General features: G+C 61.7%; 7 protein-coding genes. 2 read left to right on the top strand and 5 right to left on the bottom strand.

Translation table 11 applies throughout. The features are described 5' to 3' along the window. Positions 1–198 precede the first annotated feature (198 nt). Both JMJ54_RS18605 and JMJ54_RS18600 read left to right on the top strand, forming a co-directional pair. Positions 199–360 carry a DUF3309 family protein gene (locus JMJ54_RS18605; protein WP_203540031.1) on the top strand — a complete coding sequence of 54 codons (162 nt, stop codon included), beginning with the start codon at positions 199–201 and terminating at the stop codon, positions 358–360. A gap of 226 nt (positions 361–586) precedes the next feature. Beyond that, entirely contained in the window at positions 587–772 is a 186-nt protein-coding gene (locus tag JMJ54_RS18600) for a CsbD family protein (RefSeq protein ID WP_203540030.1), read from the top strand. Between the two features lie 99 nt (positions 773–871). Here JMJ54_RS18600 and JMJ54_RS18595 read toward each other — a convergent pair whose 3' ends face one another. The 5 genes from JMJ54_RS18595 to JMJ54_RS18575 form a co-directional block, all read right to left on the bottom strand. Then, a complete protein-coding gene (locus tag JMJ54_RS18595) occupies positions 872–1,579 on the bottom strand; it encodes a Crp/Fnr family transcriptional regulator (protein WP_203540029.1) in 708 nt (235 codons plus the stop codon). 80 nt (positions 1,580–1,659) lie between these two features. Next, on the bottom strand, positions 1,660–10,398 hold the full coding sequence (locus tag JMJ54_RS18590; RefSeq protein WP_239000205.1) for a glycoside hydrolase family 94 protein: 8,739 nt from the start codon (positions 10,396–10,398) through the stop codon (positions 1,660–1,662). A gap of 218 nt (positions 10,399–10,616) precedes the next feature. Continuing rightward, positions 10,617–10,931 (bottom strand): BON domain-containing protein, encoded by a 315-nt coding sequence (locus JMJ54_RS18585; RefSeq protein ID WP_203540028.1) that lies wholly within the window; start codon positions 10,929–10,931, stop codon positions 10,617–10,619. A 675-nt stretch (positions 10,932–11,606) separates the two neighbouring features. Next, positions 11,607–11,930 (bottom strand): hypothetical protein, encoded by a 324-nt coding sequence (locus JMJ54_RS18580; RefSeq protein ID WP_203540027.1) that lies wholly within the window; start codon positions 11,928–11,930, stop codon positions 11,607–11,609. Between the two features lie 229 nt (positions 11,931–12,159). Then, on the bottom strand, positions 12,160–14,013 hold the full coding sequence (locus JMJ54_RS18575; protein WP_203540026.1) for a DUF927 domain-containing protein: 1,854 nt from the start codon (positions 14,011–14,013) through the stop codon (positions 12,160–12,162). Between the last annotated feature and the right edge of the window lie 128 nt (positions 14,014–14,141).

Genomic DNA, 14,141 nt, shown 5'->3' with positions numbered 1-14,141 from the left:
CGAAGTTGTCTTGGGCTCCGGCATATGCTGGAACTGTAGTGGTGATGGCTTTAATCGCTGATGCCACACAGAGTGCCGTGACTGCTGAAGCTACGGATGTTCCAACCCTAAGGGAGTTTGATTTTGCAGGGGTCCGACGACGCAACTTCAGAGCTGCGAAGTGGATGAATCGGCTCCCTTGAGATATGGGAGAAAATCATGAGTTTGGGAACCATTTTGCTAATTGTTCTGGTTTTGATAATAATTGGGACAATGCCACTTTGGCCGTATAGCAAGAACTGGGGCTATGGGGTTAGTGGATTAACTGGCGCCGTCACAGCCGTTGTCATGCTGTTTTTAATGGTGATGGGGCGACTTTGATCTGGGCGATTTTTGATTGGCGTCACGTATGATTGTCTGTGGTTATTAATGTAATGACCTTGGGGGGCTAGGTCGAACAGAAAGGGGATTCGGCAGTATCCCGCCATGTTGTTGAGAGTGGGGAAGTCATTCGCGCGGTTGTCAGCGACCAAACGATCTGCTGGACTTTTCACCGAGCTGGAAGGGCGCATTCAAGGCCAATCCATCAACTAATGGATGAGGGATCATGGATAGAAATCAGGTAAAGGGTATTGCCAAGGAAATTGCGGGGCAAGTGCAGGAAAAAGCCGGCAAACTACTTGGCAATAAATCCCTTCAAACAAAAGGACTGATAAGACAGGTGGCCGGCAAGGCAGAAAAGGAACTTGGGGGTGTACGTGAAATCCTCAACAATTCAGTCCACAAACATTGAACATCATTTGTCGCGCTTGTCCTTTGACGGGCGCACTGTTGTGCATCTCCGAATTCCGGCGCATGAACGAACGTTGAGTCGCTCGGTTTGATCCGGGCGTCAGCGCAAATGTACGGCCATTATTCGATCGAACTCCTGCCGAACGACCTGGTAGCATTCGCAAACCCGCGCTTCCAGCCCCGCCCGGTCCAGCACTTTGATATGTCCCCGGCTGTACTGGATCAGCCCGTCGGCCTGCAGTTTGCCCGCGGCCTCGGTCACTCCTTCGCGCCGTACGCCTAGCATGTTGGCGATCAACTCCTGCGTCATCACCAGTTCGTTGCCGGTCAGCCTGTCCATGCTCAACAACAGCCAGCGGCATAACTGTTGATCAATGGAGTGGTGCCGGTTGCAGACCGCCGTTTGTGCCATCTGCGTGATCAGGGCTTGGGTGTAGCGGAGCAGCAGGTGCTGCAGTTCGCCGCCGAGGGTGAACTCCTGCTTGAGGAAGCTGCCCGGCAAGCGGTAGGCTAGTCCGCCGCTTTGCACGATTGCTCGGCTGGTCGTCGTTTCTCCACCCATGAACAGGGCGATGCCGATGATGCCGTCGTTGCCGACCACGGCGATTTCGGCCGATGCGCCGTCCTCCATCACGTAGAGCAGCGAAACGATGGCTGTCGTCGGGAAATACACGTATCTCAAGGTGCTGCCCGATTCATACAGCACGTCGCCGAGCGGCAGATCGATGCTTTCCAGATGCGGCAGCAGCCGCTGGATGACCGCATCGGGCAGGGCGGCAAGCAGTTTGTTCTGGAGGGCATCGGTCATGGGCGTTTCTCGGTCGTTCCAGATTCCGGAATAGACCATTCCGGCGGATGCAAAAAGCAGTGCCTTGCTTGGAACCGGATTTACGCCGCTGTCACCGTTATTTCGACCTTGTGCTCCCGGTGATCGTTGACCAGCGTAATCGTGTCGCCGGCTCGCCTGTGTCCGTCCACCACCACGCCGACGCCGGGCGCACCGCTGCCCGGCGGCAGTTGCGAGACGGTTATGTGGTACTGCGTCTCCCGATAACGGTAACGGAGCTTGAAACCCTGCCAGCCGGTGGGCAGACGGGGGGCGATGTGCAAGGTTTCGCCGGCCATTTGCAGCCCCAGCAGCGATTCGGTAATCAGCCGGTACGTCCAGCCAGCCGAACCCGTATACCAGCTCCAGCCGCCCCGGCCGGTGTGCGGGGCGACGGCATACACATCGGCCGCGATGACGTAGGGTTCGACCTTGTAGCGGGCGACGGCCTCCGGCGTCAGGGTGTGGTTCAGCGGGTTGAGAATGGCCAGCATTTCCCACGCCCGTTCATGCTCGCCCAGCGCGGCAAACGCCATGGCCGTCCAGACTGCGCCGTGGGTGTACTGCCCACCGTTTTCCCGTACACCAGGGACATAACCCCGGATATAACCCGGATTGAGGTTGGCGCGATCGAACGGCGGATCAAGCAGCTGAATCAGCCCGTCATTGCGGTTGACCAGCCGCGTGCTGACCGCTTCCATGGCCATGCGCGTGCGTGCGGTATCGCCGGCGCCGGAAAGTACCGCCCAGCTTTGCGAGATCGAGTCGATCTGGCATTCGTCATTGCTGGCCGAACCCAGTGGCGCGCCATCGTCGAAATAGGCACGGCGGTACCACTGGCCATCCCAGCCATGCTGCTCGATATTGTTGCGCAGGCGGTCTGCCTCGAACTTGCACTTGTCGGCAAAGGCCGGGTCGCCGTGTGTCCGCGCCAGCTCGGCGAATTGTCCGAGCACAGTGTGTAGGAAGAAGCCCAGCCAGACGCTTTCACCCTTGCCGTGTATCCCGACCAGATTCATGCCGTCGTTCCAGTCACCGGCGCCGATCAACGGTAGGCCGTGCTCGCCAAAACGCAGGCCATAGCGAATGGCGCGAACGCAATGCTGGTAAAGGCTGGCCACTTCGGTGGATTGGCCGGGGAGATCGAAATAGGACTCGTCTTCCGGGTTGACCGCTCGACCCTCGAGGAACCCCGCAGGCTCGCCGAGTACCCCGGTATCGCGGGTGCTGTTCACATAGCGGCACACCGCCAGCGGCAACCAGAGATAGTCGTCCGAACACCGCGTGCGCACGCCGCGACCGCTTGGCGGATGCCACCAGTGCTGGACATCGCCTTCGACAAACTGTCGACTGGCGGCGCGCAGCAGGTGCGCTCGCACAAGCATGGGTTCGGCATGGATCAGTGCCATGACGTCCTGCAGCTGGTCGCGGAAACCATATGCACCACCCGATTGATAGTAGCCGCTGCGCGCCCAGAGCCGGGAAGCGAGGGTCTGGTAGACCAGCCAGCCGTTGGCAAGCAGATTGACCGCCGGATCGGGCGTATCGACCTTGACCGCGCCAAGCGTATGGCGCCAATACTGTTGCACCGCCTCGAGCGCATCGTGTGCCGCCCCTGCGCCGCGGAAACGGTGCACCAATTTTCCAGCATCCTCGGTATCGCGACCGATGCCCAGCCGGAAAACGATCTCGTGCGTTTGCCCGGCCGCCAGATCGAAACTCACCCGGATGGCTGCACAAGGATCGAGACCTGCTCCGACCTTGCCGGAAAGCCGGGTCCGGCGCATCGCAATGGGGTGTTGCAGTGTGCCGTTGCGGCCGAGGAACTCGGTGCGATCGCCGCTGATATGGCGCCGGGGATCGTCGACATCGAAGAAGGCGACCCGCTCGGCGAATTCGGCGCTGTAGGGGTTGCGCGCGTAGAGCGCGCCGTTCAAAGGATTGATTTCGGTCGTGACATGCATGGCCGATTTGGCCGGAAGGTCGCCCAGTACCCACTCGACGTAGCCGGTCGCCGAAAGTTGGCGTGACTGCCCGGATTCATTGCTGATCCGTAGCACGGTGAACTTGATCGCGGCGTCTTGTGCCACGTACACCCAGAGCGCCGAGCGAATGCCATCGACCAGCGTTTCGAACACGCTGTAGCCGAAGCCGTGGCGAACTACATACGCGGCGTCGGCTGCAACCGGCAGCGGTGTCGGGGACCAGACATACCCGGTTTCTTCATCGCGCAGGTAGAGTGCCTCGCCGCAGGCATCGCCGACCGGATCGTTGTGCCATGGGGTCAGTCTGAGTTCGTGGGCGTTCTCGCTCCAGGTGTAGGCGCTGCCGCTTTCCGAAACGACAGTGCCGAATGCAGGGTTGGCGAGAACGTTCACCCATGGTGCCGGCGTGATCTGGCCGGGGGCGAGCGTCATCACGTATTCGCTGCCGTCAGGATTGAAACCGCCCAGCCCATTGAACAGGAGCAGATCGCGTCGGGGCTGACCGATGTCGCCAAGCGTTCCGGGTTGGTAGGGACGACTGGGCCGCAGCAGCGGGGCGGGGCGTCCCGCGAGCACACGATGATCGAGCTGTTCGGCCAGCGAACCCTGTGCGTCGGTAATGACAGCCCGTGCAACCGATTGGAAAAGGGTGCGATCCTCTGCGGAAATCTGCTCGGCCGAGCGTACGAAAATACCTCCGGGCCGGTCGATGACGTTGGCCTCGATCCCCGAGGTGATCATGCCCATGATCTGTTCCTGCAGTCGTTGTCGGTACCCGGCATGATCTTCGTTCCAGATCACCAGATCGACCGACAGCCCTTTCAGGCGCCAGTACGCGTGTGCCTGTACCAGCTGGCGTACCAGATCGATGTTTGCGGCATCGCCGATCTGCAGCAGCACAATGGGCAGGTCGCCCGAAATTGCATAGCCCCACAAGCCGGACTGACCACGACGGTTCCTGATCAGCACCGCCGCGTCGGCCCGTAGCGAGGCATTGGCGTAGATCACCGCACCGGCCAGTTGGGCATACAGCTGCGCATCGGCTTCGGTGGCATTGAGCTGCTGCAGCACGATCTGACTGTGCGTCCATGCCAGATCAAAGACGCGGTCTGCCAGATAGCGGTCCTGGTATTTGCCGACCAGCCCGACGGCAGCTTCCCGCGTTTCGGCCATGCCGGTGAGCATATCGATGGTGGCCGATTGGCCTGGCTCCAGGGTGAGCGAGATGCGGATCGCGGCAACGGGATCGAGTACCGACCCTTCGGTGCCCGAAAGCGGCGCAGCCGTATCCATAGCCAACGGCGCTGCGACGCTGCGGGTGCGGCCAATAAAACGCGCGCGATCCGTTTCGTAGGATGCTGCCAAGGTTTCGGCATCGCGAACTGCTAACAGGTGCAGCATCCATGGCACCGTCTCGCCGATTGCGCGCGGCCGGCGGGTACACAGAATGGCTTGCTGGGCGGGCAGAATTTCGGTCTGGACAAACAGTTTGCTGAACGCCGGATGCAGTTCATCGGCCGCCGGTGGCGCAATGGCGACTTCGGCATAGCTGGTGATGTCGATGTTGCGGCGTTGCGATGACCGGTTGGTGACGCGAACCCGGCGCAGTTCGATATCGTCTTCCGGCGAAACCACGATGTCGGTATGCGTTTCGAAGCCCTCGTCGCCGCGCTGATCCGTGGGCAGCAGCGCGTCCCGGCGGCGAAACTCGGCGCGGCCTTCGGAAAAAATCGCTTCGTAGTGGGCGGGGCGCTTGGCGGTCGGTTGGCTGCTGGTCGACCAGTAGCGGCCGCTGGCGATGTCGCGCAGGAAGCAATACGTTCCCCATTGATCGCAGGTGCCGTCTTCGCGCCAGCGGGTTACGGCAAGGTCTTTCCAGCGGCTGTAGCCGCCTCCGGCATTGCTCACCATCACGTGGTAGCGGCCATTCGACAGCAGCTGCACTTCCGGCGTCGGCGTATCCGGTGTCGTGAAAATCCGGATGGGGGCGTCGGACGCACCGGATGTGGCATGTTCGTCGAAGCGTTGTGCCGTATGGGTGAACAGCGCGGTGACTCTGGGGATGCGCTCTTGCAGGAGCAGCATCACGGCCTGGAACAGCCGGTCCGATTCAAACCTGCGCTGCATGGGGCGATCCAGCAGTACATACGCCAGAGCCAGCAGGCTCATGCCTTGGTGATGGGCCATGAAGGATCGGATGGCGACGCTCGTTTGCCCCCGGCGTTGCCGTGCAGGTGTGTAGTCGACAGCCTCGAAAAAACCGAACTTGCCGAGCAAGCCATGGGCTGCCAGTAGCTGCAGGTTCTGGCAGGCTTCCTCGGGTGCAACCATCAGTGCCAGCGTCGCGGCATATGGCGCAATGACCAGATCGTCTGCCAGCCCGCGCTTGAGCCCCAGCCCCGGTACGCCGAAAGCGCGGTATTGGTAGTTGAGATGCGCATCGACGGTGTTGTAGCCGGATTCGGAAACCCCCCAGGGCACATTGCGCTGGCGCCCGTACTCGATCTGCCGGGCCACGGCCGCTTTGCAGGTCTGCTCGAGCAGGGTGTTTTCGTAGCTTGGCATCACAAGCATCGGCATCAGGTACTCAAACATGGATCCGCTCCAGGACAGCAGCACCGGGCCATGATTGGTTCGGGTGAGCAAGCGTCCCAGCGCAAACCAGCTGGCCTGCGGCACCTGTCCTTGTGCGATGGCGACGAAACTGCACAGTCGTGCTTCGGAGGCCAGCAGGTCGTAGTAGCTGGCGTCTGCACGGTGCTCGCTGGCGTTGTAGCCGATCACGAGCAGGTGACTGGTCTTGTCGAACAGGAAGTCGTAATCCATTTGTGCAAACGCGGCACATTGCGCGGCCAGGCGCTCGCTCTCGGCGATTCTGTCACGGGCGCGGGTCGCGGCTTCGGCGTAGTGCTTTTGCTGCTCGGCCAGCCAGCGTGCCTGCTCCGGTGTCGTGACGGGGCTGTTGGCTAGGTCGGCACTTGGTGTCTGCCCGAGTTGCGCGAGTTCTCGCAATGTCGGAACGGACCATGGCAGCGTAATGCTAGATCGCAGGCTCAATCCAACAGGCGCAGGTGCTTGCAACAGCCAAGGTGCCAGAAAAACCAGCTCGTCCAGCGCTTCCCGGCATTGTCTGGCCAAGGCAAGAGCCCACCGGGCGGCATCTTGTGGGTTCGCTTCGCCACTCCGATGCTCGGGCGCCGTGTCGTCCAAGTCATCCGGGTCGGCGCAGGTTGTGACCAGCCCGAGCAGGGCGGCTGCACTGGCGTCCAGACGAATGAGCGCCTGATACAGCGCATCAAGTGAGTCCGGAGGAGCAGCGCTGGCTTGTACCAGTTCGTGCCGGAACGTTGCCGCTTGCGCGGCAGCCGCACCGTTCTCTGCTTCAAGCAGCAGCGAGAGAGTGTCTTGCAGACCGTCGAACGCGCGTGCCGAGTGGATGGGCGCGTCGGCAAGCGCGAGCAGGCCCGGCTGCAGGGTCAGCAAGTGGCCGGCAAGATTGCCGCTGTCGACGGTCGAAACATACAACGGCGGTAGCGGCTGCATTGTCTGGGTGTCGTACCAGTTGTAGAAATGGCCGCGATACCGTTCCAGCTTGCCCATGGCCTTGAGGGTGTTGGCAGTGCGGTCAAGCAGCCGGCCGGCCGGGATGTAGCCGAAATCGTGCGCGGCCAGATTGGCCAGCAGGGCCAGTCCAATATTGGTCGGCGAGGTGCGGTGCGCAATGGCGGTTATGCGGTACGACTGGTAGTTGTCTGGCGGTAACCAATGGTCGGCGGGGCCGACCAGGTGGTCGAAAAAGGCCCAGGTCCGGCGGGACAGTGCACGCAAAAAATGCAATTGGTCGCTGCTCAGCGTGAGCGGTCGCTGTCGCCTTGGCAGGCTGATCCACCAAGCGATGGCCGGTGAACCGAACCACAGCAACAGGATCGGCCCTGCCAGCAACAGCGTGGCGGGTGAGCGGGTCAGCAAATAGGCTGTTGTCGCGACTGCGATCACGCAGGCAAACCGCATGGCCCTGAAGCTGGCGAGTACCCCGGTGCGGCCGGGGCGATCCGCTTCGCGTTCAACTTCGCTGGACGGATTCCATTCGAGCAAGCGTCTGCGCGTGATCAGCATTCGCCAGGTCGTGCGGAGGATCGCATCGAGGCTGAATAGTGCCTCATAGGGCAGGCAAGCCAGTTCGAACACCAGTCGGGCGCCTTGTCTGACTGCCGAGCGTCCCAATGCTGAGAGATGCTGCATCAGCCCGATGTCCGGCGGTTTGCGAAACAGCTCGAAGGCCAGTGCGAAAAGCGAAGGAACCAGTTTGATGCCGACAACGACGAGGGTCCACAACCATGCAAATGGCAGCCATATCCATCCCAGTAGCAACAGTAGCGTCAGGGCGACAGGGACAAGACTCCGTCTCAGGTTGTCGGCCAGTTTCCATTGAGACAATGCCGAGAGCGGGTTGCGTTGCCGCTCCAGTTGACTGCCACGCACGCCGGGCACTCTTCGCAACAGCCAGCCTGCGAGCTGCCAGTCACCACGGATCCAGCGGTGACGGCGACTGACATCGGCGCTGTAGCGGCCCGGATAGGCCTCGTACAACGGCACATCGCTGAGTAGGCCGGCGCGCGCGTAGCAGCCTTCCAGCAGATCGTGGCTGAGGATACGGTTTTCAGGGAAGCGGTGACTCAGCGCGGATTCGAATGCATCGACGTCATAGATACCCTTGCCGATGAAGGAGCCCTCGCCGAACACGTCCTGATAGACATCCGAAACCGCGCGCGTATAGGGATCAATACCCGGCTCACCGCCATACAGCTGGGCGTACAGCGAACGGTTCGTTCCCGGCAGGCTGATTGCCACGCAAGGCTGCAGAATTCCGTAGCCCTCGACCACACGCCGCTTTTCGTTGTCGTACCTTGGCCGGTTCAGCGGGTGCGCCATCGTGCCGATGAACTGCCTTGCCGCATCACGCGGCAACTGGGTATCGGTATCGAGTGTAATGACGTAGCGGACACCGGGCAGGACGGAGGTATCTCCGACTATCAGCGCAAACGCACTGCCGGCCTGCGGATGATCGCCACTGCGCAGCAACGCATTCAGATCCGCCAGCTTGCCGCGCTTGCGCTCGTGCCCCATCCAGACTCGTTCTTGCGGGTTCCAGCGTCGGTGGCGATGAAACAGGAAGAAGGCGTCGGTGCCGCGCTCGCTGGCATACTTGGCGTTCAGCTCGGCGATGCGTGTTTGCGCGAGTTGGAGTAGTTGTTCGTCCTCAGGGAGTGACTCCGCCTGCGCATCGCGCAAATCGGTCAGCAGTCCGAAATGGAGCTGGGCATCGCGGTTGGCCAGAAAGCGCACTTCCAGCGCTTCGACCAGATCCTCGATATTTTGCGGGCTGGTAAGCAGGGTCGGGACGACGACGAGGGTACGTGACGCAGAAGGAACGCCGCTGCAGAAATCCATTCTGGGCAGCGGGTGTGGCGAGACCAGCAGCGTGGTCAGCCAGTTCACCAGCGCGACTGCCAACTGACTGGTGGCTAGCAGCAGCAACAGGCCGATCGGCGCCCATGCCCAGTCCGGCAGCATGGCGTCGTCAAATTGTGCCAGCAACAAGCCGGTAAGCCCGATCGTAAACAGTTGAATGGCGCCCAGATACAGGCACAAGGAGTGACGGGCTGCGGATCTGCGCAGCGCTTGCATGCGGGGCAGGCGGATTTGTGCGGCGCGCTCCAGTTGCGGCAATCCTCGGTCGATCAGATAAAAACCGACGTGCCTGGTACGTTCTTCCGGTGCGCCGGATGCAACGGCGCCGGCCAGTTCGACCGCCTTGCGCGCAACATCGCCTTCGGAGAGTTGGCCGAGCCGGGCAATGCTTGCCACTGCATGGCGATAGTGATCGCGGCTGGCGAAGTCCATGCTGGCATAAATGTGCGCTGGGTCCTCCAGCAGCGTTTGCTCGACGATGCTCAGGTGCTCGACGAACTCGCGCCAGTCGACCGTACTGAGGATTCGCAGACTGCCAATGCTATTGCTGATCGAGACCTGATCGTTGGCTTGCTGCTGGTTTTCCTGTTGAACCAGGTGCTCGATCGTCAGCCCCGATTCGGAAAGATGCTGCTCGATCCACGTGAGCGGCAGGGTCAGCGCAGGGCCGCGTCCCTGCAAGCGGCGCGCCAATTCGGCCACAAACGCGCTGACCATTGGCGGTCTGGCACGCGCCATGTCGGCGATGACCAGAATCAGGCTCTTGGGATCGGTTTCCGCAGCACCGATCATCTGGTCTGCCCAGACATCGGCCTGATTGCGCTCGGCGCGCCCGGCCGCGATCCACACCCCGACACGGCGAAGGTTTTCGATGATCGCCAGCCGCAGCATGATGGGGATGGCCCACAACTCGCCCAGAGTAAGCGGGGTGACGCTCTGGTAGGCGGCAACAAAACGTCGCAGCCCCTCGGTATCGACGCGGCCGTCACCGTGCGAAATGATTTCCAGCGCAATGTCATACACGCGTGGACGTCCGGTCGACGGGCCGTGCGCCAGCCTTGGCAGCTCTTGGCTATATCCCTTGGGAAGATGCCGTTTGGCCGTACGTATCTGTTCTTCGATGAGGTAGAAATTGTCGAGCAGCCATTCCCCGGCCGGTGTGATCCGGCGCTTTTCGGTCACGGCTTCCGTCAACGATTTGCATACGCTGATCAGTGTGCTTTCGTTATCCGCCAAGCGGGCCAGCAGCTGATCATGTGCTCGTCCAGATGCGATCGCGTGTGCAGCGGCCAGCATCTTGCCGTGTTGCGCCATCTGCTCGGCACTGAACAGTGTTGCACGCAAAGGCGGGGTTTCGTCTGGCCGAGTGCGGGACGCGCCGATGCCCCACACTCGCGACGGCCAGCGTTGAAACTGCCCGAAAAGGTACTGACCGGCATTCAATGGCGGACGTCCTATGCGAAGACGAGCCCCGATGGGGGGCGGGGCTCGGTCGGGTCGGTGTCAGTTTGGTGCCGCTATATGGGCGAACCGCGTTGTGTACCCAAGCCGACCAGCTTGGTTCACTTGATGGTCATGTTGTTCTTGACCGACTTGACGCCGGCAACACTGTGCGCAACTGCAACCGCTTTATTGGCCGCGGCTTGCGAGCTGACGAATCCACTGAGCTGCACCACACCCTTGTAGGTTTCAACGCTGATTTCGGCAACTTTCAGAGTCGGTTCATTGAAAATCGCGGTCTTGACCTTGGTGGTGATGACACTGTCGTCGACATATTCGCCGGTGCCCGATTGCGTCGCGGTTGACGCACAACCGGCGACTGACAGTGCCGTGATGGCAATAAAAAATGCGGAAAGGTACCTGACCAGTCTTTTCATAGCAGTTGCTCCAGATCGATCGACGAAGTCTTCAAGAAAGGGGCCAGTGCGGCACGGAGGCCGAAAAGTGGATGAAGGTGCTTCCGGAGGCTCCCGATCATGCGAAACAGGCTATATGCGGCAATGCCAAAATTCGGTGCGATAACGCACATATGCCAGTTACGGCCGGCTTCCACGGGACAGAAAGATTTTAAATATGATGTGCCGAAGCAAAATGGCGGGAGCGAGGCGCCGCACGGCAGTTTGTCTCCCAACTTTTTGCAGTGGACTGCCAACTTAAACCAGGGTTTCTTACAATACCTGCCGGACTTGCAGACGGCGCTAGCAATAAGGGCGTGCTGTGCTTGGATTTGTAGGCATTCCAGACCTATTGAATGCTTGAGTGCCTAGAGAAATCGGACTGATTCAACTTGGGGTAACCTGCTTCTCTCCCCGGTTTGATGTCCCTTTTTTTCAGTCGTGTCACAGAGATCGCCGACTACTCGGTCAAGGGGAAGGCAGCCCAATCCTTTGAAGCCCCCCTGTATCCTGCGGTGACCGGACCATCGCCCGAGCCTATCGGCTTGCCCTGTTAAGTCGGTTAACTGTTAAGTAATGCCCGGCAACCGGACGTCAGCGGACTTGCGCGGCCACGTTACCCGTGAGGGCCACCCCGTCCGGAAGGACCCGTGCCCCTTAAGGCATCGGGGACAGGGTGGCGGTGGCCTGATGGTAGAGCCGGGCGCCGGGGCGGTCGGCGGGGAGGGCGATGAAGCCGCTGTGCGTCGGTGTGACGATGCGCAGGAGGGCGTGGTCGGGGCAGACCAGTTGCCAGAAGTCGAAGCGCTCGGTCACCGGCAGGGCATGACGTCGGGCTTCGTCCAGCAGCAGGGTCAGGAAGGCCGGATCCTGCCCTGCCAGTTGCCGCATCAGGTCCGCTGTTTCGGCATCGCTGGCGTCGTAATGGTCGGCCACCTGCCCGGTGATCTCCCGCCACAAACCCCAGTCGTCTTTCGTCAAAATGCCCGCGCGAAGGGTGTCCTGCTGGCCTGTTCTCAGCAGGCCTTCCCCCGACTCCGTCGATTTTGTGGTGTCACACGTGTCACAGGTGTCACAACGTTGATTCATAAGGGTTTTTGTCGTGACACCGGGGGTGTCGGCACGTGTCACAGGTGTCACGCTTTCACCGGGAGCGGGCGGGGATGAAACTGGATCCAAGCCGTTGATCCAGTTGAAGAAACCGTCCTGATCAGACGTCATCATCACTGCCCATCTGCCACAGCGTCGGCAGCACGACGTATACCCGGGGCGAGCCCATGCCGGGCAGCCGTTCGGTCTTCGAAGCCTTGTTGCCGGTGCCCGGCAACAGCACGCCGAGGGCGAGCAACAGCCGGTTGGCCCGCTTCAGGTCCAGCCCCTTGAGCACTTCGCTGGCCCAGGAATTGGGCAACACGTAATAGGTGGTCTCGCTGTGCTGGGTACCACTGGCCTTGCCGGATTCACAGATCAGCTCGGTCTTGCGGAAGCCGCAACGGGCCAGCGTCTTCGGCCCGTGTTCGTCGATCACCGCGTCTTCCCGGTCCCAGCGGGTGAAGCGGGCTTCACCGTGCTGCTCGAAGAACAGCCGGACCTGCCGGAGGATCTGCCGGTCTTCCTCGTTGCCGGCACCACCGCGTTGCTTCAGCCAGTCACGATAGAGCCCGCTGGCCGATTGCCACGCGGTTTGCGCTGGCCAGCCGGTCAGCCCCGCTGCCGTGGCGGTTTCACCTGCGAAGGCGGCGAGGGCGAAGTAGTTCGCCGCATGCCTTGCCTGACCTGACGCACCGGCCGGTACGAACGCAGCAGCAAAGGCGGCCTGCGCCTTGCCCAACTGCTGCCGCAGCAGGTCGTGATCGAGGCCGGCCAGCTGTTCCAGCCAAGCCAGCCCGACCACGCCATGATGCTGGTCGGCGGCCTTGGCGATGGCCGAACACAGCGCCGGGTGATCGGCGAAGCCGTGCAGATCATCAAAGGCCCCGTGCGCGCGTTCGGCGCTCACGTGCAGCAGCCGCGCCAATTGGCCGGCATTGACCGGCACACCGTGCATCTTCAGGTAGTCGGCGACCGAGTGTTCGCCGTTCGAGAGTACGAAACAGCGCCAGCGGGTCATCGCCCGCAAACCGCCATCGGCCCGACTGCGACTCTTGCCCTGGCCCTGACTGAGCATGTACACCACGGCCGCCACATCCGACGCCTTGGCGCGGCCGATCTCGTCCAGGATCAGCGGCAGGTCGTTGTGCGCTTCGAGCTGGGCTTCTGCCCCGGACGCCGTGGTCTGCCACGACTTCTCGTAACGCGGTGGCGCACCGAACAGCGATGCCGCCGCGCGGCAGGCGACGCTCTTGCCATTCTTCGACGGCCCGGCCAGATGGAAACCGCCCGAGTCCATACCGAAGAAGGCCATCAACGGCCCGGCCAGTGCCGCGCTGAGCGTCAGTGCCAGCAAGGGATTGCCGACCGCAAATCTCGCCACGCCGTCCTGCCAGCCGGCCAGCGTCCCGCTGGACACCAGCTCGGCACTGGCGCCGCCGTGATAGACCAGCAGCTCGCCACCGTCACCGATCACCCGTTCCGGCAGCACGAAGGCCGGACCCTGCCAGCCGGTGCGCGGTACCAATCGCGCCCGGGGGGCATCGATCCCGGTCTGCAGGTACTGCAGCATCAGCTTCTTCAGATCGGCCGCATACGAGAACCACAAACCCTTCTCGGCCAGTTCTTCCAGCACCTTGGATGACTGGTCCGACAACAGTTTGGCCCGTGGAATCAGGTGCGCCTTGGACGTCCCGTCCAGATCGGCCAGCTGCACCAGCACCGCCCAGCCGCTGCCGTCCAGATGTCGCACCTGCGCGACGATCTGCAACGGTCCGCACAGCTTGCGCGGCTCGGTATCTTCATCGGGTCGGTACCAGACGCCGTCATCCTTGCTGCGGAAGCGGTCGAAGCCGCCGGAGACGGGCTTACTGGTCGATTTGGATTTCGTCTTGGCCTTGGGTTTGTCGTTGGCTGTGGCAGCTAGGGGTAGGGCTGCAGCCGGGTCCATCAACAGTGCGAGGTCATCACTCATACCCGACCTCCGACCAGTACATCCAGCCAGTCCCGCCCGGGTGCCGAGGGCAGCAGTACCCGCACCGTGCGGCCCTCGGCCAACAGCCGGGCGGCGAGGGTGTTAGCCGCATGCTGGCCGGTGCCGTT

Origin of the sequence: Jeongeupia naejangsanensis, assembly GCF_016865585.1 — a bacterium.
GTDB classification, from domain to species: Bacteria; Pseudomonadota; Gammaproteobacteria; order Burkholderiales; family Chitinibacteraceae; genus Jeongeupia; species Jeongeupia naejangsanensis.
This window is presented reverse-complemented; position numbering and strand designations above follow the sequence as displayed.

What these genes read in the sequence shown, in the direction of transcription:
- JMJ54_RS18585 (WP_203540028.1), bottom strand. Translation starts at nt 10,931, where the DNA reads ATGAAAAGACTGGTCAGGTACCTTTCCGCATTTTTTATTGCCATCACG.
- JMJ54_RS18600 (WP_203540030.1), top strand. Translation starts at nt 587, where the DNA reads ATGGATAGAAATCAGGTAAAGGGTATTGCCAAGGAAATTGCGGGGCAA.
- JMJ54_RS18605 (WP_203540031.1), top strand. Translation starts at nt 199, where the DNA reads ATGAGTTTGGGAACCATTTTGCTAATTGTTCTGGTTTTGATAATAATT.
- JMJ54_RS18575 (WP_203540026.1), bottom strand. Translation starts at nt 14,013, where the DNA reads ATGAGTGATGACCTCGCACTGTTGATGGACCCGGCTGCAGCCCTACCC.
- JMJ54_RS18595 (WP_203540029.1), bottom strand. Translation starts at nt 1,579, where the DNA reads ATGACCGATGCCCTCCAGAACAAACTGCTTGCCGCCCTGCCCGATGCG.